The organism is Pseudomonas sp. 32A, assembly GCF_052682255.1.
The window spans coordinates 4,402,098-4,424,884 of record NZ_JBQYLY010000001.1 but is presented as its reverse complement, the minus strand read 5'-3'; the positions used below and the strand labels follow the sequence as shown (position 1 = coordinate 4,424,884).

The 22,787-nt window shown below is 61.1% G+C and carries 23 protein-coding genes; 15 read left to right on the top strand and 8 right to left on the bottom strand.

Going from position 1 to position 22,787, the window contains the following annotated elements:
- Positions 1-466 precede the first annotated feature (466 nt).
- Positions 467-604, top strand: coding sequence for a hypothetical protein (locus tag ACUN0G_RS20325; protein ID WP_003175756.1), 138 nt, complete (start codon positions 467-469; stop codon positions 602-604).
- A 77-nt stretch (positions 605-681) separates the two neighbouring features.
- Positions 682-1,641 carry a leucyl aminopeptidase gene (locus ACUN0G_RS20320; protein WP_445574123.1) on the top strand — a complete coding sequence of 320 codons (960 nt, stop codon included), beginning with the start codon at positions 682-684 and terminating at the stop codon, positions 1,639-1,641.
- 209 nt (positions 1,642-1,850) lie between these two features.
- On the opposite strand, the gene rluB is transcribed toward ACUN0G_RS20320, so the two are convergent.
- The 6 genes from rluB to ACUN0G_RS20290 form a co-directional block, all read right to left on the bottom strand.
- Positions 1,851-3,101 (bottom strand): 23S rRNA pseudouridine(2605) synthase RluB, encoded by a 1,251-nt coding sequence (gene rluB, locus ACUN0G_RS20315; protein WP_017475718.1) that lies wholly within the window; start codon positions 3,099-3,101, stop codon positions 1,851-1,853.
- Between the two features lie 143 nt (positions 3,102-3,244).
- The gene (locus ACUN0G_RS20310; RefSeq protein ID WP_003220079.1) at positions 3,245-3,436 is read right to left on the bottom strand and encodes a DUF1289 domain-containing protein; all 192 of its coding nucleotides are present in this window, start codon (positions 3,434-3,436) and stop codon (positions 3,245-3,247) included.
- Between the two features lie 131 nt (positions 3,437-3,567).
- Positions 3,568-4,533 carry an SMC-Scp complex subunit ScpB gene (gene scpB / locus ACUN0G_RS20305; protein ID WP_445574122.1) on the bottom strand — a complete coding sequence of 322 codons (966 nt, stop codon included), beginning with the start codon at positions 4,531-4,533 and terminating at the stop codon, positions 3,568-3,570.
- A gap of 12 nt (positions 4,534-4,545) precedes the next feature.
- On the bottom strand, positions 4,546-5,244 hold the full coding sequence (locus ACUN0G_RS20300; protein WP_172834604.1) for a segregation and condensation protein A: 699 nt from the start codon (positions 5,242-5,244) through the stop codon (positions 4,546-4,548).
- Between the two features lie 120 nt (positions 5,245-5,364).
- Positions 5,365-5,994, bottom strand: a complete 630-nt coding sequence (locus tag ACUN0G_RS20295; protein ID WP_003220075.1) for an L-threonylcarbamoyladenylate synthase — start codon at positions 5,992-5,994, stop codon at positions 5,365-5,367.
- Positions 5,995-6,007: 13 nt separating this feature from the next.
- Positions 6,008-6,871, bottom strand: a complete 864-nt coding sequence (locus ACUN0G_RS20290) for a PHP domain-containing protein (protein ID WP_134327226.1) — start codon at positions 6,869-6,871, stop codon at positions 6,008-6,010.
- Between the two features lie 87 nt (positions 6,872-6,958).
- Between ACUN0G_RS20290 and ACUN0G_RS20285 the strand changes: the two genes are divergently transcribed.
- The 7 genes from ACUN0G_RS20285 to ACUN0G_RS20255 all read left to right on the top strand — a co-directional run bounded on the left by ACUN0G_RS20285 (position 6,959) and on the right by ACUN0G_RS20255 (position 12,588).
- Positions 6,959-7,555, top strand: coding sequence for a septation protein A (locus ACUN0G_RS20285; protein WP_445574121.1), 597 nt, complete (start codon positions 6,959-6,961; stop codon positions 7,553-7,555).
- A gap of 1 nt (position 7,556) precedes the next feature.
- On the top strand, positions 7,557-7,856 hold the full coding sequence (locus tag ACUN0G_RS20280; RefSeq protein WP_063027669.1) for a YciI family protein: 300 nt from the start codon (positions 7,557-7,559) through the stop codon (positions 7,854-7,856).
- 106 nt (positions 7,857-7,962) lie between these two features.
- The gene (locus ACUN0G_RS20275; protein ID WP_003220067.1) at positions 7,963-8,370 is read left to right on the top strand and encodes a hypothetical protein; all 408 of its coding nucleotides are present in this window, start codon (positions 7,963-7,965) and stop codon (positions 8,368-8,370) included.
- A 7-nt stretch (positions 8,371-8,377) separates the two neighbouring features.
- Positions 8,378-9,055: a response regulator transcription factor gene (locus ACUN0G_RS20270; RefSeq protein ID WP_003220065.1), complete on the top strand. Its 678-nt coding sequence runs from the start codon at positions 8,378-8,380 to the stop codon at positions 9,053-9,055.
- A 269-nt stretch (positions 9,056-9,324) separates the two neighbouring features.
- Positions 9,325-9,789, top strand: coding sequence for an LTXXQ domain-containing protein (locus ACUN0G_RS20265; protein WP_017475709.1), 465 nt, complete (start codon positions 9,325-9,327; stop codon positions 9,787-9,789).
- A gap of 65 nt (positions 9,790-9,854) precedes the next feature.
- Positions 9,855-11,198 (top strand): sensor histidine kinase, encoded by a 1,344-nt coding sequence (locus ACUN0G_RS20260; protein ID WP_445574120.1) that lies wholly within the window; start codon positions 9,855-9,857, stop codon positions 11,196-11,198.
- A 40-nt stretch (positions 11,199-11,238) separates the two neighbouring features.
- A complete protein-coding gene (locus ACUN0G_RS20255; RefSeq protein WP_445574119.1) occupies positions 11,239-12,588 on the top strand; it encodes a CoA transferase in 1,350 nt (449 codons plus the stop codon).
- A gap of 123 nt (positions 12,589-12,711) precedes the next feature.
- Here the strand turns inward: ACUN0G_RS20255 and ACUN0G_RS20250 are convergent, their stop codons facing one another.
- Positions 12,712-13,575, bottom strand: coding sequence for a DNA-3-methyladenine glycosylase family protein (locus ACUN0G_RS20250; protein ID WP_445575577.1), 864 nt, complete (start codon positions 13,573-13,575; stop codon positions 12,712-12,714).
- 2 nt (positions 13,576-13,577) lie between these two features.
- Positions 13,578-15,005 carry an arginine-ornithine antiporter gene (arcD, locus tag ACUN0G_RS20245; RefSeq protein WP_421553703.1) on the bottom strand — a complete coding sequence of 476 codons (1,428 nt, stop codon included), beginning with the start codon at positions 15,003-15,005 and terminating at the stop codon, positions 13,578-13,580.
- Between the two features lie 450 nt (positions 15,006-15,455).
- Between arcD (ACUN0G_RS20245) and arcD (ACUN0G_RS20240) the strand changes: the two genes are divergently transcribed.
- The 6 genes from arcD (ACUN0G_RS20240) to ACUN0G_RS20215 all read left to right on the top strand — a co-directional run bounded on the left by arcD (ACUN0G_RS20240) (position 15,456) and on the right by ACUN0G_RS20215 (position 22,397).
- The gene (gene arcD / locus ACUN0G_RS20240) at positions 15,456-16,883 is read left to right on the top strand and encodes an arginine-ornithine antiporter (protein ID WP_421525854.1); all 1,428 of its coding nucleotides are present in this window, start codon (positions 15,456-15,458) and stop codon (positions 16,881-16,883) included.
- A 24-nt stretch (positions 16,884-16,907) separates the two neighbouring features.
- Positions 16,908-18,164 carry an arginine deiminase gene (gene arcA, locus ACUN0G_RS20235; protein WP_087692650.1) on the top strand — a complete coding sequence of 419 codons (1,257 nt, stop codon included), beginning with the start codon at positions 16,908-16,910 and terminating at the stop codon, positions 18,162-18,164.
- A gap of 69 nt (positions 18,165-18,233) precedes the next feature.
- Positions 18,234-19,244: an ornithine carbamoyltransferase gene (locus ACUN0G_RS20230; RefSeq protein ID WP_010169901.1), complete on the top strand. Its 1,011-nt coding sequence runs from the start codon at positions 18,234-18,236 to the stop codon at positions 19,242-19,244.
- 148 nt (positions 19,245-19,392) lie between these two features.
- Positions 19,393-20,322, top strand: a complete 930-nt coding sequence (gene arcC, locus ACUN0G_RS20225; protein ID WP_201139978.1) for a carbamate kinase — start codon at positions 19,393-19,395, stop codon at positions 20,320-20,322.
- Positions 20,323-20,340: 18 nt separating this feature from the next.
- Positions 20,341-20,703 (top strand): DUF5064 family protein, encoded by a 363-nt coding sequence (locus ACUN0G_RS20220; protein WP_063027653.1) that lies wholly within the window; start codon positions 20,341-20,343, stop codon positions 20,701-20,703.
- Between the two features lie 185 nt (positions 20,704-20,888).
- The gene (locus tag ACUN0G_RS20215; protein ID WP_063027651.1) at positions 20,889-22,397 is read left to right on the top strand and encodes a sigma-54-dependent transcriptional regulator; all 1,509 of its coding nucleotides are present in this window, start codon (positions 20,889-20,891) and stop codon (positions 22,395-22,397) included.
- The last annotated feature ends 390 nt before the right edge of the window (positions 22,398-22,787 follow it).

Sequence of the window (22,787 nt, the reverse complement as noted above, 5' to 3'; positions counted from 1 at the left end):
GGCTACAGCAGCGCCGATCAAACCCCGGTCCAGCGTTTTTTCTTACGGTCATACGTCACCTGTTGTTTTTATCTGTGACGAAATCGAACCCGACGGGCTTGTGGCCAGGCGGAATGAACAAGGCGGATAGCCCTGAAATAGTGGGATCACAGTAAAACGCGGCGCATTGTACACCGCCAAACCTGTCTGGGCCGACAGGATGCGATGCGGCGGAGAGCAGGGACACTGGGAAAATTCTTTCAGATATCGAGAAATTGACGCAGAGACGTTTCCCACAGAAACACGCAACCAACTGACTGTTTCGTCGACATAAACCAAATCGCCATCAAAACAGAATAAAAAATCCAAATGAAACCGTGTCAATAAAAATTTTGCATTTCCCAACACTCTCTTCTAGGTTCATCCACTTGCCCAGCGCAGCCCGCTGGCAAATTCGTCTCAAACACCGTCATCTAGGAGATTCACCATGCAAGCACTGGAAAATGACCTGGAAACCGAACTGCAACTCGACGATTGGTTTGAAGCGCCGACCCACGAGGCCGCCGTTGAAATGATGCAAGCCGATGCCGTTGTGCCGTTCGGCACCGCGATGTGGCCTTTCTAATCTGATCAGGCACCCCGGCAGGTGCGGGACGCCGCACCTGCCACTGCTTCTACCGAAGGCTTTGAAGGAAGGACGTCATGGACAAGGCCCGCGCCGTCGAACATTTTCTCTATTACCTCGTCCATCACCCGGCCCTCACCGGCCTGCACCGCCCCACCATTCTGCTCGGCCATACCGAACGCTACGACGCCATCGCCCACTCGATCACCCAAGGCAGCGCCGCCCGTTTCGACTTCCAGGTACAACGCCTGGACCAGGCCCCCAGCGAAGCGCTGGCCAAGGCCATCGAAGCCTGCGACCTGTACATGTTTCTCTACGATTCCTCGACCTTGCCCAACCCACGTGCCGAGGGCCCGGACTTTATCCGTGCGCTGCAAGGCGTGATGGCCGAGCACTGGAAAAAATCCCTGCTGCTCAAGGACTACGGCGACTATTTCTACGACACCTTCAGCGTCGCCCCACAGCGGATTGCCGACCTCAACGCCACGTTGATCCGGCGTATGTCCCAGGCCAGCGTGCTGAGTTTCACCGACCAGCATGGCTCACGCCTTGAAGCGCCCATGAGCAGCATCAAGAAGTGGACCAATATCAACGGCGTCGGCAACCACGACCTGGCGCCCGGCGAGATCGCGACCCACAGCGAGGCCATCAATGGCCAGGTGCGGTTTGTGGGCACCTTCCTCAGCACCATTCCCTTTGCGCGCAAATACGGCGTGCTGCAATCACCGCTGGAACTGTGGATCGAGAACTCGACCATCTGCACCGTGGCCAGTGAAGTGCCGGGGCTGGCGGATGACTTCAACAAATACCTGAATGCCAACCCGTCCAACCGCCGGGTGGAGGAACTCGGCATTGGCACCAATGAAGGCGTGAAGGATTTGTATGCGCGCAATGCCGGCTTTGAAGAGCGCCATTGCGGGCTGCACCTGGGCTTGGGTGGCGGGCAGAAAGGCAGCCATCACCTGGACCTGATCTTCGCCAGTGGCGTGCTGGCCCTCGACGATAAACCCGTGTTCGATGGGGCTTTCATGTTCTGACACGCCCGCCAAAACAATGAAGATCAACTGTGGGAGCTGGCTTGCCTGCGATGGCATCACCTCGGTATTGCCGACAGACCGAGTTGCCGGTATCGCAGGCAAGCCAGCTCCCACAGGAAATCAGGTCTGCTTGATAGAAAGCATTCCAAATCCAGGCCAAAAAAAAACGCCAACCCGAGGGTTGGCGTTTTTATGCAGTGCTTAACAAATCACTGCGGCTTCTTGCGACCAAAACCTGGACGCTGGCCGGAACCGGCCGGTGCACCACGACGCTTGCCCGATGGCGCGTCATCGACCAGTTTCAAGCCCGGGCGCTTTTTCGGCGATGGCTTGGCTGGGCGTTTGGTGCTGGCGCTGTCGTCGGGACGGCCCGCAGCCGGAGCACCACGGCCAGACTCACCACGGTTACCGCGACCGCCCGTTGGGGCATCACCACCACGACCCGCTGGACGCGGTGCGCGCGGCGCACGTTCGCCATCCTGACGAGCCGGTGCCGAAGGACGACGTTCGCCTTCGATGTGCGGCTCGCGGGAGATACGGCCGCCAGTGGCCGGTGCATCCAGCGCAGGGCGCAGGGTGCGGGCAACACGGTCGGTACGCGCCACGGGACGCGACGATTTACGCTGCATACGCTCAAGTTTGTCTTTGCTCTTGGCGTTCATCTGCGGCATGGCCACCGGCGTCAGGCCGACTTCAGCACTCAGGATGTCGACTTCGTACTGGCTCATTTCGCGCCAGCGGCCCATCGGCAGGTCGGAGTTGAGGAACACCGGGCCGAAACGCACGCGCTTCAGGCGGCTGACCACCAGGCCCTGGGATTCCCACAGGCGACGTACTTCACGGTTACGGCCTTCCATCACCACGCAGTGGTACCAATGGTTGAAGCCTTCGCCGCCTGGAGCCTGCTTGATGTCGGTGAACTTGGCCGGGCCGTCTTCCAGCACGACGCCGGCTTTCAGGCGCTCGATCATTTCGTCATCGACTTCGCCACGTACACGCACCGCATATTCACGGTCCATCTCGTAGGAAGGGTGCATCAGGCGGTTGGCCAGTTCACCGTCGGTGGTGAACATCAGCAAGCCGGTGGTGTTGATGTCGAGACGACCGATGTTGATCCAGCGGCCTTCTTTAGGGCGCGGCATCTTGTCGAATACGGTTGGACGGCCTTCCGGGTCGTCACGGGTGCAGATTTCGCCATCAGGCTTGTTGTACATGATGACGCGGCGCACCGATTCGGCGGCCTCTTCACGCTTGATGACCTTGCCATCAATGGTGATCGCATCGTGCAGGTCGACGCGCTGGCCAAGGGTGGCTTCAACGCCGTTGACCTTGATGCGCTTCTGGGTGATCCAGGCTTCTACGTCGCGGCGTGAACCTACGCCGATACGGGCGAGGACTTTCTGCAGTTTTTCACCTGCGGGGCCGATTTCCTGGCTGTCTTTCTGGTCTTGGTCACTCATCTTAAGCACCTCCCGGTGTGTCGATTCAGGCTGGGCCTGAAGATAGTAAAAGCTGGGCTTTTGGCGAACGCATCGCCAAAGGGTCGCGAATCATACGCGTAAGCCGCGCGTTGCGCATCAGAGACTAGTCGATAAGTGGTGGCTCATTTGCCTTTCCGCCGACCGGTGGCACCCAGCGCCAGCAGGCGCAGCTCGGCTTCGGCGAGTACCGTGCGCTTGTCGACCTTGTCGAGTTTCTTCCAGGCACGAATCTCGCGCTTGCTGCGGCCACAGCCCACGCAGATGTCGTCGGTGAATTTGCAGATGCTGATGCAGGGGTCTTTGGTGGAGCTCATTTGAGTTCTCCTTGCTGGCGACAATCCAAATGTGGGAGCGGGCTTGCTCGCGAATGCGGTGTGTCAGTCGCCGGATGCTTGGCTGACCCACCGCATTCGCGAGCAAGCCCGCTCCCACATTGTGTTCTGCGTCAGTCTTCGAATTGGCGGCGTTCGTTTTCGATGGCTTCGGCCAGTGCCTGGGCTTCGGCCTCTTCGTCACTGAGCGGCGGTTGTTCAAGCGCAGCTACGGCGGCCAAGAGTTTTGCACGGGCTTCGGCGACGCCGAGGATGTCTTCTTCCGGCTCGGGTTCAGGGTCAGGTTCAACTTCGACTGGCAGCTCAACCTCAACGTTCAGTTGCGGTGTTGGCTCTTGCTCGGGCTCACCCTCACCGACCGCGCCATCACGCAGCAAGTCGTCGAAGTCGGTCTTGATGCCCTGCTCCATATCGTCCAGTTCCAGCAACAGCGTATGGAAACTGGTTTCGTCCTTCGGCTCCTCCGGCTCCGCGCTGGCGTCGGCCAGTTCCTGCAAACTTGCCGGCACCGGGGCGTCGTCGAAGTCCAGGACCGGGTCCGGCTCCATCTCCCGCAGTTCGGCCAACGGCGGCAAGTCGTCGAGGTTTTTCAGGTTGAAGTGGTCGAGGAACACCTTGGTAGTAGCAAACATCGCGGGCTTGCCGGGCACGTCGCGGTAACCAACGATCCTGATCCACTCCCGCTCCAGTAGCGTCTTGACGATATGGCTGTTGACCGCCACGCCCCGCACGTCTTCGATCTCGCCCCGGGTGATCGGCTGGCGATAGGCGATCAGCGCCATGGTTTCCAGCATCGCCCGGGAATAACGTTGCGGGCGCTCTTCCCAGAGGCGGCCCACCCACGGCGAGAACTTCTCGCGGATTTGCAGGCGATACCCGGAAGCCACTTCCCGCAGCTCAAAAGCACGGCCGTCGCAGGACTTGCGCAGAATCTCCAACGCCTTCTTGAACACCGGCGGCTCAGGGCGCTCGGCTTCTTCAAACAGTTCGAACAGGCGTTCCAGGGATTGCGGCTTGCCCGAGGCCAGGAGAAAAGCCTCCAGCAGCGGGGCCAGTTCGCGGGGTTCAGTCAGATTCATCGATTCAGCTCTTTATTCGGCTCGCGCCCGCACGTGGATAGCCGCAAAAGGCTCATTCTGGACCAGCTCGACCAAGGATTCCTTGACCAGTTCGAGGATCGCCATAAAGGTCACCACCACCCCCAGGCGCCCTTCTTCCTTGGTAAACAGTTCGACGAAAGGCACAAACCCGCCGCCCTTGAGACGGTCCAGCACATCACTCATGCGCTCGCGGGTGGACAGCGCCTCGCGGCTGACCTGGTGGCTTTCAAACATATCGCCACGGCGCAGTACTTCGGCCATGGACATCAGCAATTCTTCCAGGCTTACGTCTGGCAGCAGTTTGCGCGCCCGGGCTTCCGGGGCGTCGAGCTTGGGCACCACCACATCGCGACCGACCCGGCTCAGGCCGTCGATGCCTTCGGCAGCAGCCTTGAAGCGTTCGTATTCCTGCAGGCGGCGGATCAGTTCGGCCCGCGGGTCATCCTCTTCAGCCTCGATACTTTCCGAGCGCGGCAGCAGCATGCGCGACTTGATCTCCGCGAGCATCGCGGCCATCACCAGGTACTCGGCGGCCAGTTCCAGGCGCACGGTCTGCATCAACTCGACATAGCCCATGTATTGGCGGGTGATTTCCGCCACCGGGATGTCGAGGATGTTGATGTTCTGTTTGCGGATCAGGTACAGCAGCAAGTCCAACGGGCCTTCGAAGGCTTCGAGGAAGACTTCCAGGGCGTCCGGCGGGATGTACAGGTCCAGCGGCATTTCCATGACGGCCTGGCCGTAGACCATGGCAAATGGCAGTTCCTGCTGGGCGCCTGCCTGGCTGTCGACGGATTCCACGGCCGACATTCAGGCCTCGACCATGAACGGTGCCGGGTCGCCACAACCCACGCGCACCACTTCCGGCTCGCCGTCGGCCAGGTTGATCACGGTGGAGGCCTTGTTACCGCCGTAGCCGCCGTCGATGATCAGGTCGACGTGTTTTTCCAGCAACCGGCGCATTTCATAAGGGTCGTACAACGGCTCTTCTTCACCCGGCAGGATCAGCGACACGCTCATCAGCGGCTCACCGAGTTCGGCCAGCAGCGCCAGGGCAATCGGGTGTTCCGGCACCCGCAGGCCGATGGTGCGCTTCTTCGGGTGCAGCAGCAGGCGCGGCACTTCGCGGGTGGCGTTGAGGATGAAAGTGTAAGGCCCCGGCGTGTGGGCCTTGAGCAGGCGGAAGGTGCCGGTGTCGACCTTGGCGAACAGCCCCAGCTGGGACAGGTCGCTGCAAATCAGTGCGAAGTTGTGGTTCTTGTCCAGGTCGCGCAGGCGTCTTACGCGCTCGACCGCATTCTTGTCGCCGATCTGGCAACCGATAGCGTAGGAGGAATCCGTGGGGTAGATCACCACGCCACCGGCACGGATGATCTCCACGGCCTGTTTGATCAGGCGCGCCTGGGGGTTTTCCGGATGAATCTGGAAGAATTGACTCACGTGTTCTACCTGTTCAGACGGTGGCAATAATGGGGTCATGTTTGAAGCGACACCAAAGGGGCGGCAAATCTTCCGGGACGGCACGGTACTCGCCAATCTCGGACCAGCCGCCAGGGCCATGAAAATCACTGCCGGCGCTGACCAGCAGACCAAATTCGCGGGCAAGAATCGCCAGGCTGCCTACCTGTTCGGCGGGTTGATGCCCGTTGACCACTTCAATTGCGTGGCCGCCCGCTCCAATATAGTCGCCAATCAGCTTGCGGCGCTTGCTGCGGGTGAAATCGTAATGCCACGGGTGCGCCAGGCTGACCCAGGCACCCGCTGCCCGCAATGTGCCGACGGTGTCTTCCAGAGTTGGCCAGTGTTGCTTGACGTCCCCCAGCTTGCCGGCACCCAGCCATTTGCGGAACGCTTCGGCGCGATCCTTTACAAAACCTTCACGCACCATCCAGTCGGCAAAGTGCGGACGGGCCGGAGCGTTGCCGCTGTCGCCCAGTTCCTGCTGGATGGCGCGGGCGCCTTCCAGGCCGTTGGGCATGCCCTTGAGGGCCAGCTTGCGGCTTATTTCTTCGGACCGCAGCCAGCGGCCATCGTGCAATTTGGCGATGGCCTCCACCAGCGGCGGCGCGTTGACGTCGAAACCGTAGCCCAATACGTGGATGGTTGCGCCGCCCCAGGTGCAGGACAATTCAACTCCGTTGACCAGTTGCATGCCCAACGCATTCGCCGCTTCGCGGGCCTCTGCCAGGCCTTCGAGGGTGTCGTGGTCGGTCAACGACAGGACTCGCACGCCTTTTTCAAACGCACGCGCAACCAGGACCGCGGGCGCCAGGGCGCCGTCGGAGGCTGTGCTATGGCAGTGCAAATCAACATTCACGGGAGTGTGTAACCTCAAGTCAGCTGGCGCTTTCGCTACCAAGGATGTTTGTTATTATGCCGCCACATCCAGCTTCTGGCTCTTACTGTGAAACAATTCATCGACTTCATCCCGCTGTTGCTGTTTTTCATCGTTTACAAAATCGACCCTCGCGTTATCGATATTGCCGGCCACGAGCTGACAGTCGGTGGCATCTACAGTGCCACGGCGGTACTGATCATCAGCTCCGTGGTGGTCTACGGCGCTCTCTTCATCTCTCAGCGCAAGCTGGAAAAAAGCCAATGGCTGACCCTGATCGCCTGCCTCGTCTTCGGCAGCCTGACCCTGGCCTTCCACAGCGAAACCTTCCTTAAATGGAAAGCCCCGGTGGTCAACTGGCTGTTCGCCCTGGCCTTTATCGGCAGCCACTTCATCGGTGATCGCCTGCTGATCAAGCGGATCATGGGCCACGCGCTGAGCTTGCCGGCCCCGATCTGGGTGCGCCTGAACATCGCCTGGATCGTGTTTTTCCTGTTCTGCGGCGCTGCCAACCTGTTCGTCGCCTTCACCTTCCAGAGCTACTGGGTAGACTTCAAGGTGTTCGGCAGCCTGGGCATGACCGTGCTGTTCCTGGTCGGCCAGGGTATCTACCTGTCGCGCCACCTGCATGACACCGACCCTACCACGCCGAAAACCGAGGACTGACATGCTCTACGCCATCATTGCCACCGACGTTGCCGACTCGCTGGAAAAACGCCTGGGCGTGCGCCCGGCCCACGTCGAGCGCCTGAAACAGCTGCAAGCCGAAGGCCGTATCGTGCTCGCCGGCCCGCACCCGGCAGTCGACAGCAATGACCCGGGAGACGCCGGCTTCACCGGTAGCCTGATCGTCGCCGAGTTCGCCTCCCTGGCGGCGGCGCAGGCCTGGGCCGACGCTGATCCGTATGTCGCGGCCGGCGTATATGCGCATGTGCTGGTCAAGCCGTTCAAGCAAGTCCTGCCTTGATTCGTTGCGCGCTGAACCAAATGGCTTCAGCGCACTCCTAAACGCTCATTATTCCCGGTAACCTGCCGACAACGTTCTGAATATTCGTGTGGAATCAGGAGTTCCGATGCGCTTACGTCAGTTGTGTCTGTTGGCAGTGTTAATGATCGGGGCTACGGCCCACGCTGAAGAAACCTCGAACACCGGCAGTTCCACGCCCCTGTCCTTGAGTGCCGGCAGCCAGATCACCGATTTGCAGCAACGTTTGAAAGAAAGCGAACGGCAGCGGGATGAACTGAGCAAGCAATTGCAAAGTGCTGACGCCACCCGGGAAAGTACCCAACTGAGTAAACTGCGCCAGGAGAACCAACGCCTGGTCCAGCAACTCAAAGAAGCACAGGGCAGTGCCTTGCCACGCTGGCTTACCGAACAACAGCAATGGTTCGTGACCGGTGGAGCAGTCGCGCTGATCGCCCTGCTGTGCGGGATCTTCGCCAGTGGCGGGCACCGGCGCCGTCGACAATGGCTAAATTGAGTGAGTCATGAGCGAGCTGTTACTGATAGATGATGACCAGGAGCTCTGTGAGCTGCTGACCAGTTGGTTGAGCCAGGAAGGTTTCCAGGTGCGCGCCTGCCATGACGGCTTGAGCGCCCGCAAGGCATTGGCCGAAGCCGCCCCGGCGGCCGTGGTGCTCGACGTGATGCTGCCCGACGGCAGCGGCCTGGAGCTGCTCAAGCAATTGCGCAGCGACCACCCGGAGCTGCCGGTGCTGATGCTCTCCGCTCGCGGCGAACCGCTGGACCGGATCCTCGGCCTGGAACTGGGCGCCGACGACTACCTGGCCAAGCCCTGCGACCCTCGCGAACTGACCGCCCGCCTGCGTGCCGTGCTGCGCCGCAGTCACCCGGCCGCTGTGTCTACACAGCTGGAGCTGGGTGACCTGTGCTTCAGCCCGGTGCGTGGCGTGGTCACTATCGATGAACAGGAATTTGCCCTGACCGTTTCCGAAAGCCGTCTGCTGGAAGCTTTGTTGCGCCAGCCGGGCGAGCCGCTGGACAAACAGGAACTGGCGCAAATCGCCCTGGGCCGCAAGCTGACCCTGTATGACCGCAGCCTGGACATGCACGTCAGCAACCTGCGCAAGAAGATCGGCCCGCACCCGGATGGCCGGCCACGAATCGTGGCGCTGCGTAGCCGCGGCTACTACTACAGCCTCTAAGCACAACACCTGTCCCCTGTGGGAGCTGTCGAGCCTTGGCGAGGCTGCGATGGCATCACCCCGGTGCAACGGATAGACCGCGGTGCCTGCATCGCAGCCTCGCCAAGGCTCGACAGCTCCCACACATGATCTCCCCTTCCGGGATAGTTTTGTCAGCCCCGCCCAAATGCCTCTTTACCCAAGCTTTACCGTCCCCTGACTGCCGCTGACCTTGTTCTCCGTAATCTACTCACATCCGGACTCACCGGAATAGAGACAGGAGAATCACCATGCGCAAGACCCTTATCGCTCTGATGTTCGCCGCTGCCCTGCCCACCGTTGCCATGGCGGCCATGCCAGAAGGCCCGGGCCCGATGGGCGGCCCTGAAGGCCACATGATGGGTGGCCCAGGCCACGGCGGTGAACACGGCATGCGCGGCAAAGGTGGGCCTTTCGGCCAGCTGGACCTGAGCCCTGAACAGCGCCAGCAGATCGGCAAATTGATGGGCGAGCAGTGGCACGCTCGCAAAGAGCTGGTCAAAAAGTACCTGGATAAACTCCCGGCCGCTGACCAGAAAGCCATGCAAGACGAAATGGCTGCCGGCAAACAGAAAACCCAGGCCGACATCCGTGCCGTACTGAAACCCGATCAACAGAAGAAATTCGACGAGATCGTGAAGAAACAAGCCGAGCGCCGCGCCGAGTGGAAGGAATTCCAGGCCTGGAAAGCCCAACAGCCGCAAAAAGCGCAATAATGATCTAGCTTCACTCCCAGCCCAGTGGCCACCGCCGCTGGGCTTTTCCTGTTTGAGGGTTTCTTGTGCGTTCATTGTTCTGGCGCGTCCTGGCCAGCTTCTGGCTGGCCATCGCCCTGGTTGCCGGGTTGTCGATCCTGCTTGGGCATATGCTCAACCAGGACGCCTGGATTCTCAGCCGCCACCCCGGGCTCAACAACCTCGCGCAGGAATGGACGCAGCTCTATGAGGCACAAGGCGAGGACGCCGCCCAGGAATTGCTGCAACAGCGCAAGCGCCAGTACCACATCGACGTGCAAGTGCTTAACGAAAGCGGCGAGCCCGTGGTACGCGGCACCTTCCCGCGCCGTGCCGCCGCCCTCGAAGCCCGGCAAAACGACAGCCAGGACCGCCACCTGCCCTGGCGACGCCTGACCGCCGAGTACACCAGTGAAAAAACCGGCGATACCTACCTGCTGATCTACCGCATTCCCCACCCGGAGCTGGACGCCTGGCACCGCAGCAGCCTGCTGTGGCCGTTGAGTGCCCTGGCAATCGCGTTGGTGGTGCTGACCCTGTTCAGTTTGCTGGTGACGCTGTCCATCACCCGCCCCCTCAGCCGCCTGCGCGGCGCAGTGCACGACCTGGGCCAGACCACCTACCAGCAAAACAGCCTGGCGCGGCTGGCCAACCGTCGCGACGAATTCGGCGTGCTCGCTACCGACTTCAACCGCATGGGCGCCCGCCTGCAAAGCCTGATCGGCAGCCAGCGCCAATTGCTGCGGGACGTGTCCCACGAACTGCGCTCGCCCCTGGCCCGCCTGCGGATCGCCCTGGCCCTGGCAGAACGCGCCACACCCGAGGCACGGGAGAAACTCTGGCCGCGCCTGACCCGCGAATGCGACCGTCTGGAAGCGCTGATCAGCGAAATCCTGGTACTCGCACGGGTGGATGCCGACAACGCCAGCGCCGAAGACATCGACCTCAACCCACTGCTCAAAACCCTGCAAAAAGACGCCTTGCTCGGCGCGCCGGACCAACCCGTACAGCTCGATGCCGAGGCCGGGCTGCACCTCAAGGGCTGGCCGACCATGATCGAACGCGCGGTGGACAACCTGCTGCGCAACGCCCAACGCTTCAACCCGCCGGGCCAACCGATTGAAATGGAAGCCAGACGCCAGGGCGACCGTATTGTGATCAGCGTGCGCGACCACGGCCCCGGTGTGGACGCCGAACACCTGAAGCAACTGGGCGAGCCGTTTTACCGCGCCCCGGGGCAAACCGCCCAAGGGCACGGCCTGGGACTGGCCATCGCGCGGCGCGCCGCAGAACGTCATGGCGGCAGCCTGATCCTGGCCAATCATCCTGACGGCGGTTTTATCGCCAGTGTGGATTTGCCGCTGGAGCCTGGGGTTGTCATTCAACCCTGATGATCTTCTATGATGGTCCTTCTCATTAGGAGGGCCTTTGATGACTGATCTGCTCACTCCCATCCAGGAAGCACTCGATTTACCCGTCACCCCGCTGGCCTTTACCGAGGCCGGCGCCCTGCCCTCGACCTTTGCCGTCACCGAACTGGCCAGCGCCAGCATCGGTGCGGCGGGCCAGGCAGTTGCCCAGTTGCTGCTGCAGCAAACCGGGCGCCTGCCTTCGGTGACCGTGGACCGGCGCCTCGCTTCATTCTGGTTCTCCTCGTCCCTGCGTCCCGATGGCTGGACCACACCGCCGCTGTGGGACCCGATTGCCGGCGACTACGCCTGCGCCGACGGCTGGATTCGCCTGCACACCAATGCACCGCATCACCGGGCCGCCGCCGAGCGCGTACTCGGGCAGGTCGCTGACCGTGAAGCGATGGCCGCGAAGGTTGCGACATGGAACGCTGCCGAGCTGGAACAGGCGATTGTCGAAGCCAACGGCTGTGCGGCGCAGATGCGCTCGTGGCAAGACTGGCAGGTGCATCCACAAGGTTTGGCGGTCAATCAGGAACCGCTGGTCCATCGCCAGACCTTTGCAGCCCTCAGCAACAAACCCTGGCTGGGCTCGGTGGCAAGGCCGTTGGCGGGGATCAAGGTGCTGGACCTGACGCGCGTATTGGCCGGCCCCACCGCCAGTCGTTTCCTGGCAGGCCTTGGCGCCGATGTACTGCGCATCGATTCTCCTGACTGGAACGAACCCGGCGTGGTACCGGAAATGACCCTGGGCAAACGCTGCGCCCGCCTCGACCTGAAAAACGCCGACGACCGGCAAATCTTCGAAAATCTGCTCAAGGACACCGACATTCTGCTGCACGGCTACCGCGCCGATGCATTGGAGCAGTTGGGCTACGGTGAGGCCGCGTTGCAAGCCCTCGCCCCCGGCCTGATCGACGCCAGCCTGAACGCTTACGGCTGGAGCGGCCCATGGCGCAATCGCCGAGGCTTCGACAGCCTGGTGCAGATGAGTACCGGGATTGCCGAGGCCGGCAGGCAGTGGAAAAACTCGGACACGCCGGTGCCGCTGCCGTTACAGGCGCTGGATCACGCCACCGGGTATTTGATGGCGGCCAGTGCAATCCAGGCCTTGAGCGAACGATTGAAATCCGGACGCGGCGGTTCGGCGCTGCTGTCCCTCGCGCGCACGGCAAAACTCTTGGTGGACGCCGGGCAAGTCCCGGAACAACTACCGCTGCGGGCCGAAGAACCGGGTGATCAGGGCTTGGTGGTGGAGCAAACAGCCTGGGGCCCGGCCCACCGGTTGCTGCCCCCGGTGACCATCAGCGGGACACCGTTGCAGTGGGATTTGCCGGCAGGTGAACTGGGTTCACACCGCCCTCAGTGGTGAGCGAAGATCCTGTGGCGAGGGAGCTTGCTCCCGCTGGACTGCGCAGCAGGCCCCTGCTTTGGGCTCAATGGGGCCGCTTCGCGCCCCAGCGGGAGCAAGCTCCCTCGCCACAGGTATGCAGTATCAATCCGCGCGGCTCAGTGATGTCCACAAATGCTGCGCCGCATAGGCTCTCAGCGGCCGCCAGGCCTCAGCCCGCGCCAGCAACTGGCGTGGGCTTACCGGCCCGCCTTCCAGCGCCACCAGCGCATTGATCAAACCGATATCCCCCGAGGCAAATGCATCCTGCTCGCGCATCTGGCGCATGGCGATGTACTGCGCCGTCCAATCACCAATTCCCGGCAAGGCAACCAACCGCGCCACGCCTTCCTTCAGGCTCGCCTTCGGCTGGAAAATCTGTGGGTCATCCAATAAGGCCTGGGCCACACCCGACAAGGTGCGCCCGCGACTTTTCGGCATGCCGAGGGTCGCCAAATCTGCGGCTGCCAGCACCTCGGCTGACGGAAACACGTGGGTCACACCGGCATGGGGCGTCACCAGCGGCGTGCCGTACTGCGCCACCAGCTTGCCCGCCAGCTTGATCGCCGCCACCACGGTAATCTGCTGGCCCAACACCGCGCGGATCGCCAACTCCAGCCCATCCCAGGTTCCCGGCACCCGCAAGCCAGGACGCGCCGCCACCAAGCTCGCCATCAAGGGATCATTCGCCAATTGCCGGTTGATCCGCTTCGGGTCAGCCGACAGGTCAAACATGTCCCGTAACCGTCGCTCAATTTCCGGCAACGCTGCCGGGTCGGGGAAGTCCACCGTTACTTCAAGCCAATCACCGGCCCCCGGCGACACACTGAGCCAACCCTGCTGACCGTCGACACTGATGCTGCGCGCGTACACGCCGCCGTCCACCGTCTCCAGCCCGCTGATCGCCCGCGCCGACAAGAAGCCCAGCATCGCCGCCCAGTCATACGGCGCCTGATACGCCAGCTGCATCCTCACAACGACAACACCCCGCTGTACAACCCATACGCCGCCAGGCTCGCCCCGGCGATCACGCAGGCGAAAATGCCTTTTTCCAGGTGGGTAAACAAGGGTTGGCCCTGCTCACGCTTGGCCAGGGCAAACAGGATCACCCCCGGCGCGTACAGCAACGCCGACAGCAGCAGGTACTTCAAGCCTCCGGCGTAAAGCAGCCACACTGCGTAAGCCAGGGCGATCAGGCTCACCAGCAAGTCCTTCATGCGTTCGCCATGGGCACCTTCGTAGGTTTCACCGCGCCCGCTCAACAGCACCGCATACGCCGCCGACCACAGGTAGGGCACCAAAATCATCGATGACGCCAGGTAGATCAGGGTGGTGTAGGTGCTTTCCGAAAACAGCGTGATCACCAGGAACAGCTGGATCATTACATTGGTCAGCCACAACGCATTGACCGGCACCTGGTTGACGTTTTCCTTTTTCAGGAACGCGGGCATGGTTTTGTCATGGGCGGTGGCGTAGAGAATTTCGGCGCAGAGCAACGCCCACGACAGCAGCGCACCCAGCAACGAAACCGCCAGCCCGATGCTGATCAACAGCGCGCCCCAGGGGCCGACAATATGTTCCAGCACCCCGGCCAGGGACGGGTTTTGCAGGTTGGCCAGTTCCGGCTGGCTCATGATCCCGAGCGACAACAGGTTGACCAATATCAGCAGCGCCAACACCCCCAGGAAACCAATCACCGTGGCCCGCCCTACGTCAGAGCGTTTCTCGGCCCGCGCCGAGTAGACGCTGGCGCCCTCGATGCCGATAAACACAAACACCGTGACCAGCATCATGTTGCGCACCTGGTCCACCACGCCGCCAAAGTTCGGATTACTCAGGCCCCAGATATCCCGGGTAAAGATGTCGGCCTTGAACGCCACGGCGGCGATCACGATAAACATCACCAGCGGCACGATCTTGGCCACGGTGGTGATCTGATTGATAAACGCCGCCTCCTTGATCCCGCGCATTACCAGAAAATGCACAGCCCACAGCAACACCGACGCACAGCCGATCGCCACCGGGGTATTGCCTTGGCCGAACACCGGGAAGAAGTAGCCGAGGGTACTGAATAGCAACACGAAGTAACCGACGTTGCCCATCCAGGCACTGATCCAGTAGCCCCACGCGGACGAGAACCCCATGTAGTCGCCAAACCCGGCCTTGGCGTAGGCGTAGACACCGGAATCCAGTTCAGGCTTGCGGTTGGCCAGGGTCTGGAACACGAAGGCCAGGGTCAACATGCCAACAGCGGTAATCCCCCAGCCGATCAACACCGCGCCCACTTCAGCCCGCGCTGCCATGTTCTGGGGCAACGAGAAGATCCCGCCACCGATCATCGAACCCACCACCAGGGCGATCAAGGCGTTGAGGCGAAGCTTTTCTGACGCTTGGGACATGGATATTCCTGAATAAAGAAACAGCTGTTGAGGCCACAAGCGTGCACTCAACTAATTTATCTAACGCGAGCAGCGTTTATTAGATATAGCTAATAAACCCTAACGCCTCATAACTTAAAGGCATGACAGTAAACAGCCTTCGGTCAAATTTATAATTTAAATAATGATTGAACTTTCCAGACAGTGAAGCGTTGCACAAGCCCATTCCAAAAAGTTTGCATATCTGAAAAAACGAACTAGCTTCAAACGTCCATGCCAATGAGAAAACCTGCTGTTTAAAACGTAGAAGCGCTCTACAACGAGCCTCTGCGTGGCGCTTCAGCGCCCGGACCTTTCATCATAAGTCATTAATTCACAATGGAATGTGCCAATGAAGTGATCTGAGTCAGCTGTTTGATTAGCGCACGGATTTATTCTGTGGTCTCTCTTCTCCTGCATTGGAGTCATGCAATGTCTGAATCTCCCGGAAAACTTCGATTAGGCGCACTGGTTGCACTTGTCGTGGGTTCAATGATTGGTGGCGGGATCTTCTCACTGCCGCAAAACATGGCGGCCAGCGCCGATGTCGGCGCGGTACTGATTGGCTGGGTGATCACCGCCGTGGGCATGTTGACCCTGGCGTTCGTGTTCCAGACCCTGGCCAATCGCAAGCCTGACCTCGACGGCGGGGTCTACGCCTACGCCAAGGCCGGGTTTGGCGACTACATGGGTTTCTCATCCGCCTGGGGTTACTGGATCAGTGCCTGGCTGGGCAACGTCGGCTACTTCGTGCTGCTGTTCAGCACCCTCGGTTACTTCTTCCCCATCTTCGGCGAAGGCAACACTCCGGCGGCGGTGATCGGCGCGTCGGTGCTGCTGTGGGCCGTGCATTTTTTGGTACTGCGCGGGATCAAGGAAGCCGCGTTCATCAACCTGGTGACCACCGTCGCCAAGGTAGTGCCGCTGGTGCTGTTCGTGTTGATCGCGCTCTTCGCGTTCAAGCTGGACATCTTCACCGCTGACATCTGGGGCGTGAAAAACCCGGACCTGGGCAGCGTGATGAACCAGGTGCGCAACATGATGCTGGTCACCGTCTGGGTGTTCATCGGCATTGAAGGCGCAAGCATCTTCTCGTCGCGTGCCGAAAAACGCTCCGACGTCGGCAAGGCCACCGTGATTGGTTTTATCACCGTGCTGCTGTTCCTGATGCTGGTGAACGTGCTGTCCCTGGGGATCATGACCCAACCGGAACTGGCCAAGCTGCAGAACCCTTCGATGGCCGCCGTGCTGGAGCATGTGGTAGGTCACTGGGGCGCGGTGCTGATCAGCGTCGGCTTGATCATTTCTTTGCTCGGGGCGCTGCTGTCGTGGGTGCTGCTGTGTGCGGAGATCATGTTCGCCGCGGCCAAGGACCACACCATGCCGGAGTTCCTGCGTAAGGAAAACGCCAACCACGTGCCGGTCAACGCCCTGTGGCTGACCAACGCCATGGTGCAGATCTTCCTGGTGATCACGCTGTTTTCCGCCAGTACATACCTGTCGCTGATCTACCTCGCCACCTCGATGATCCTGGTGCCTTACCTGTGGTCGGCGGCCTATGCGCTGCTGCTGGCAGTGCGCGGCGAGACCTACGAAAACGCCCTGGCCGAACGCAAGAAAGACCTGTTCATCGGCGCGGTCGCACTGATCTACGCGGTCTGGCTGCTCTACGCCGGCGGCACCAAATACCTGCTGCTCTCCGCCCTGCTCTACGCCCCTGGCGCGATCCTGTTCGCCAAGGCCAAACACGAACTGGGCAAACCGATTTTCACCAATGTCGAGAAGCTGATTTTCGCCGCAGTAGTCATTGGCGCCCTGGTGGCGGCCTATGGGCTCTACGACGGCTTCCTGACCCTGTAATTATTGTTCACTGGAGGATCTGTAATGACCACGGAAAAAGTGAAGTACGGCGTACATTCCGAAGCCGGCAAACTGCGCAAAGTCATGGTGTGCTCCCCAGGTTTGGCCCATCAGCGGCTGACCCCCAACAACTGCGATGAACTGCTGTTCGATGACGTGCTGTGGGTGGCCCAGGCCAAGCGTGACCACTTCGACTTCGTGACCAAGATGCGCGAGCGCGACATCGATGTGCTGGAAATGCACAACCTGCTGACCGACATCGTCGCCATCCCCGAAGCGCTGGACTGGATCCTGGCGCGCAAGATCACCGCCAACCAGGTCGGCCTGGGGCTGGTCAATGAAGTCAGCTCGTGGCTGCGCAGCCTGGAGCCACGCAAGGTCGCCGAATACCTGATCGGTGGCGTGTCGGCCGATGACCTGCCGAGCAGCTTCGGCGGCAAGACCATCGAGATGTTCCGCGATTTCCTCGGGCACTCCAGCTTCATTCTGCCGCCACTGCCCAACACCCAGTTCACCCGCGACACCACCTGCTGGATCTACGGCGGCGTGACGCTGAACCCGATGTACTGGCCGGCACGACGCCAGGAAACCCTGCTGGCCAGCGCCATCTACAAATTCCATCCCGAGTTCACCAACGCCGACTTCCAGGTGTGGTACGGCGACCCGGACCAGGAACACGGCAACGCCACCCTGGAAGGCGGCGACGTGATGCCGATCGGTAACGGGGTGGTGTTGATCGGCATGGGCGAGCGTTCCTCGCGCCAGGCCATCGGCCAACTCGCCCTGAACCTGTTCAAGCACAAAGCCGTAGAACGCGTAATTGTCGCCGGCCTGCCGAAATCCCGCGCGGCGATGCACCTCGACACCGTGTTCAGCTTCTGCGACCGCGACCTGGTCACGATCTTCCCGGAAGTGGTCAACCAGATCGTCGCCTTCACCCTGCGCCCGGACGAGACCAAGCCCGGCGGCATCGATATCCAACGCGAAAAAACCAACTTCCTCGACACCGTCGCTGCCGCCCTGAACCTCAAGGCCCTGCGTGTGGTGGAAACCGGTGGCAACAGCTTCGCCGCCGAACGCGAGCAGTGGGATGACGGCAACAACGTGGTGGCCGTGGAGCCTGGCGTGGTGATCGGTTACGACCGCAACACCTACACCAACACCCTGCTGCGCAAGGCCGGTGTGGAAGTCATCACCATCAGCGCCGGCGAACTCGGCCGCGGCCGTGGCGGCGGCCACTGCATGACCTGCCCGATCATTCGCGACCCAATCGACTACTGATATTCAAACCCTGGCCGCCGCTCATAAGGCGCCGGCCAGGGGGATAACCTAAACAGAAGGAGATCCACCATGGCTTTTAATATGCGCAACCGCAGCCTGCTGTCGCTAATGCATCACACCACCCGCGAACTGCACTACCTGCTCGACCTGTCCCGCGACCTCAAGCGCGCCAAATACACCGGCACCGAGCGTCCGCACCTGAAGGGCAAAAACATCGCGCTGATCTTCGAAAAAACCTCGACCCGCACCCGTTGCGCGTTCGAAGTCGCAGCCCACGACCAGGGTGCCCACGTCACCTACATCGACCCGGTGTCGTCGCAGATCGGCCACAAAGAAAGCATGAAAGACACCGCCCGCGTCCTGGGCCGGATGTTCGATGCCATCGAGTACCGTGGCTTTGAACAGGAAATCGTCGAAGAGCTGGCCAAGTTCGCCGGGGTGCCGGTATTCAACGGCCTGACCGCCGAATTCCACCCGACCCAGATGATCGCCGACACCCTGACCATGCGCGAGCACAGCGACAAGCCGCTGCATGACATCAGCTACGCCTACCTGGGCGACGCCCGCTACAACATGGGCAACTCGCTGCTGATGATCGGCGCCAAGCTCGGCATGGACGTGCGCATCGGCGCGCCGAAAGCCCTGTGGCCCCATGCTGACTTCATCAAGCAGTGCCAGGAATTCGCCGAGGAAAGTGGCGCACGCATCACCATCACCGAAGACCCGAAGGAAGCGGTGAAAGGCGTGGACTTCATCCACACCGATATCTGGGTGTCCATGGGCGAACCGGTGGAAGCGTGGGACGAGCGCATCGAGCAACTGCTGCCGTACCAGGTCAACGCCAAGATGATGAAGGCCTCGGGCAATCCCCGCGTGAAATTCATGCACTGCCTGCCGGCGTTCCACAACAGCGAAACCAAGGTCGGCAAGGACATCGCCGCGCGTTATCCGAACCTGGCCAACGGCGTGGAAGTGACCGAAGAAGTGTTTGAGTCCCCGGCCAACATCGCCTTTGAGCAGGCGGAAAACCGCATGCACACCATCAAGGCGATCCTGGTGTCGGCGTTGGCGGATATCTAAACCCTGCCGCGATCACACTGTAGGAGCGAGCTTGCTCGCGAAAAACTCAAGGGCACCGCGTTCATTCAGGATGGACGCGTTATCGTTGACCTCCATCGCGAGCAAGCTCGCTCCTACAAAGGATTGCGAGCTCTAGAAGGATTGAATTATGCGTATCGTCGTTGCACTGGGCGGCAACGCCCTTCTGCGCCGTGGTGAACCCATGACCGCAGACAATCAACGGGCCAATATCCGCATCGCCACCGAACAGATCGCCAAGATCCACAAAGGCAACGAGCTGGTGATTGCCCACGGCAATGGCCCGCAGGTGGGCCTGCTGTCGCTGCAAGCGGCGGCTTACACCCAGGTGTCGCCGTACCCGCTGGATGTGCTGGGCGCCGAAACCGAAGGCATGATCGGCTACATCATCGAACAGGAACTGGGCAACCTGCTGGACTTTGAAGTGCCGTTCGCCACCCTGCTCACCCAGGTGGAAGTGGACGCCAAGGACCCGGCCTTCCAGAACCCGACCAAGCCCATCGGCCCGGTCTACGCCAAGGCCGAAGCGGAAAAACTCGCCGCCGAAAAAGGCTGGGCGATTGCCCCCGATGGCGACAAGTATCGCCGCGTGGTGGCCAGCCCACGGCCGAAGCGGATCTTTGAAATCCGCCCGATCCAGTGGCTGCTGGAAAAAGGCAGCATCGTGATCTGCGCCGGTGGCGGCGGGATTCCGACGATGTATGGCGAAGACGGCAAGCTCAAGGGCATTGAAGCCGTGATCGACAAAGACCTGTGCTCCTCGTTGCTGGCCGGGCAACTGGACGCCGATTTGCTGGTGATCGCCACCGACGTCAATGCGGCATTTATCGACTTCGGCAAACCTACCCAGAAAGCCATCGGCCAGGCGCACCCGGACGAAATCGAAAAGCTCGGCTTCGCCGCCGGCTCCATGGGGCCCAAGGTCCAGGCCGCCTGCGAGTTCGCCCGCCAGACTGGCAAAACCGCAGTGATCGGTTCACTCTCGGACATCGAAGCGATCGTCCAGGGCACTGCCGGCACGCGAATCAGCACGGCGAAACCCGGAATCACCTACCTGTGAAGTAGAGGAGAAATGCCTATGGCTACCTTTGAACCTGGTCACCTGCACATCGAACGCCACGCGCTGAACAAGGATGACTACAGCTACAACCTGTGCATCGACTACGAAGTCAGCCAGGACCCAAAGGAAGGCAAAGGAATGCTCTTCAAAATGCACGGCTCGGTGCAGGACAAGGAGCTCAAGGAAGAGTTTTTCCTGCCCAAGGACCAGTCGTTCGACTTCGCCCGGCATGCGATGAATATCGCGCAGAAGTACGGTATGCCGAAGATAGCCGTGCTCAATGGGCAAATGCACAAGCAGTACGATTTGATGTTTGAAGATGTGCGGCATCAACTGGATGTGAAGCCTGGGGATCCGGTCAAACCTGAACACCTCGAATAACCGCGGCCACAACCCACTGTAGGAGCGAGCTTGCTCGCGAAGGTCGCCAACGATAACGCTGGCATCCTGAATGAACGCGGTGCTTGTGCGTTTTTCGCGAGCAAGCTCGCTCCTACAGATTTCACCTGACCCCTCCTCCAAGGCATACTTGCCACCTCTCGTTCGCCAGAACCGCTAACCGCCCCATGCGTATCCACGTCAGCTTCATCGACCGCGTCGGCATCACCCAGGAAGTCCTGGCCTTGCTCGGTGGGCGCAATCTGAACCTGGATGCGGTGGAAATGGTTCCGCCCAACGTCTACATCGACGCCCCGACCCTGAGCGCCGAGGTGCTGGAAGAGCTGCGCGATGCACTGTTCAGCGTGCGCGGCGTGCAAGCCGTGACCGTGGTCGACATCCTCCCCGGCCAGCGCCAGCACCTGCAACTCGATGCCCTGCTCGCCGCCATGACCGACCCGGTGCTGGCCCTGGACAGCGCCGGCAAGATCCTCCTGGCCAACCCGGCCTTGATCGCCTTGTACGGTCGCGAGCCCGCCGGCGAGAGCATCAATGAACTGTTCGACGACCCAAAGTTGCTGGCCACCTTGCTCGAACACGGCTTTCGCCTGGCCCTGCGGGAAATCAACGTGAACGGCCAGACCCTGCTGCTGGACGCCACGCCGATAACCGACGCCGGCGCCCTGCTGACCCTGTACCCACCCAACCGCATCGGCGAACAACTGTCGGCGCTGCACCACGACCATGCCGAAGGTTTCGATGCGCTGCTGGGCGAGTCCCCGGCGATTCGCACCCTCAAGGCGCGGGCGCAACGGGTGGCGGCGCTGGATGCACCGTTGTTGATCCAGGGCGAGACCGGTACCGGCAAGGAACTGGTGGCCCGCGCCTGCCACGCCATCAGTGCGCGCCACAGTGCGCCGTTCCTGGCCCTGAACTGCGCGGCGCTGCCGGAAAACCTGGCCGAGAGCGAGCTGTTCGGCTACGCCCCCGGCGCATTCACCGGCGCCCAGCGTGGCGGCAAGCCCGGGCTGATGGAACTAGCCAATCAGGGCACGGTGTTCCTCGACGAAATCGGCGAAATGTCACCGTACTTGCAGGCCAAGTTGCTGCGATTTCTCAACGACGGCAGCTTCCGCCGGGTAGGCGGCGACCGTGAGGTGAAGGTCAATGTGCGGATCCTCAGCGCCACCCACCGCGACTTGGAAAAAATGGTCAGCGAAGGCACCTTCCGCGAAGACCTGTTCTACCGCCTCAACGTGCTCAACGTTGAAGTACCGCCCCTGCGCGAGCGCGGCCAGGACATCCTGCTGCTGGCCCGCTACTTCATGCAGCAGGCCTGCGCGCAGATCCAGCGCCCGGTGTGCCGCCTGGCGCCGGGCACCTACCCTGCACTGCTGGGCAACCGCTGGCCGGGCAACGTGCGCCAGTTGCAGAACGTGATCTTCCGCGCGGCCGCCATTTGCGAAAGCAGCCTGGTGGACATTGGCGACCTGGACATCGCCGGCACCTCGGTGGCGCGTCAGAACGACGGTGAAGTCGACAGCCTGGAGCAGGCGGTGGAAGACTTCGAGCGCGGGTTGCTGGAGAAGCTCTATGTCAGCTATCCGTCCACGCGTCAGCTGGCGAGCCGCCTGCAAACCTCCCACACCGCCATTGCCCATCGCTTGCGCAAGTACGGTATTCCCAACAAGCCCTGACGCCTTAGCCCCACTGTAGGAGCGAGCTTGCTCGCGAAAAACTCAAGCACACCGCGTTCCTCCAGGTTTCCCGAGTCATCGTTTGCGACCTTCGCGAGCAAGCTCGCTCCTACAAGGGTGTTGCAGCTAAAAGCGACTCCTACCTGTACTGAAAGCGCTACAGCGGAACGATATCGATACACACCGTCCTAGGCGTCGCCATGCAAGGCTTTGATCCTCATAGTCTTTTTTTCCACGGCCCAGCTGTAGCGATATCGCTACAGCCAACTTTGGAACATCATCTGCGATAAACAGTAACCAATTGTTTTATAACGATAAAAAAACATTGGCCGCGATTTTGCTAAGCAACTCCTCATTATTCCAATCCCGTCCACCAGACGAATCTGGCCC

Coding starts and splice junctions, on each gene's coding strand:
- ACUN0G_RS20325 (WP_003175756.1), top strand. CDS start 467: ATGCAAGCACTGGAAAATGACCTGGAAACCGAACTGCAACTCGACGAT.
- ACUN0G_RS20320 (WP_445574123.1), top strand. CDS start 682: ATGGACAAGGCCCGCGCCGTCGAACATTTTCTCTATTACCTCGTCCAT.
- rluB (WP_017475718.1), bottom strand. CDS start 3,101: ATGAGTGACCAAGACCAGAAAGACAGCCAGGAAATCGGCCCCGCAGGT.
- ACUN0G_RS20310 (WP_003220079.1), bottom strand. CDS start 3,436: ATGAGCTCCACCAAAGACCCCTGCATCAGCATCTGCAAATTCACCGAC.
- scpB (WP_445574122.1), bottom strand. CDS start 4,533: ATGAATCTGACTGAACCCCGCGAACTGGCCCCGCTGCTGGAGGCTTTT.
- ACUN0G_RS20280 (WP_063027669.1), top strand. CDS start 7,557: ATGCTCTACGCCATCATTGCCACCGACGTTGCCGACTCGCTGGAAAAA.
- ACUN0G_RS20275 (WP_003220067.1), top strand. CDS start 7,963: ATGCGCTTACGTCAGTTGTGTCTGTTGGCAGTGTTAATGATCGGGGCT.
- ACUN0G_RS20270 (WP_003220065.1), top strand. CDS start 8,378: ATGAGCGAGCTGTTACTGATAGATGATGACCAGGAGCTCTGTGAGCTG.
- ACUN0G_RS20265 (WP_017475709.1), top strand. CDS start 9,325: ATGCGCAAGACCCTTATCGCTCTGATGTTCGCCGCTGCCCTGCCCACC.
- ACUN0G_RS20255 (WP_445574119.1), top strand. CDS start 11,239: ATGACTGATCTGCTCACTCCCATCCAGGAAGCACTCGATTTACCCGTC.
- ACUN0G_RS20250 (WP_445575577.1), bottom strand. CDS start 13,575: ATGCAGCTGGCGTATCAGGCGCCGTATGACTGGGCGGCGATGCTGGGC.
- arcD (WP_421553703.1), bottom strand. CDS start 15,005: ATGTCCCAAGCGTCAGAAAAGCTTCGCCTCAACGCCTTGATCGCCCTG.
- arcD (WP_421525854.1), top strand. CDS start 15,456: ATGTCTGAATCTCCCGGAAAACTTCGATTAGGCGCACTGGTTGCACTT.
- arcA (WP_087692650.1), top strand. CDS start 16,908: ATGACCACGGAAAAAGTGAAGTACGGCGTACATTCCGAAGCCGGCAAA.
- ACUN0G_RS20230 (WP_010169901.1), top strand. CDS start 18,234: ATGGCTTTTAATATGCGCAACCGCAGCCTGCTGTCGCTAATGCATCAC.
- arcC (WP_201139978.1), top strand. CDS start 19,393: ATGCGTATCGTCGTTGCACTGGGCGGCAACGCCCTTCTGCGCCGTGGT.
- ACUN0G_RS20220 (WP_063027653.1), top strand. CDS start 20,341: ATGGCTACCTTTGAACCTGGTCACCTGCACATCGAACGCCACGCGCTG.
- ACUN0G_RS20215 (WP_063027651.1), top strand. CDS start 20,889: ATGCGTATCCACGTCAGCTTCATCGACCGCGTCGGCATCACCCAGGAA.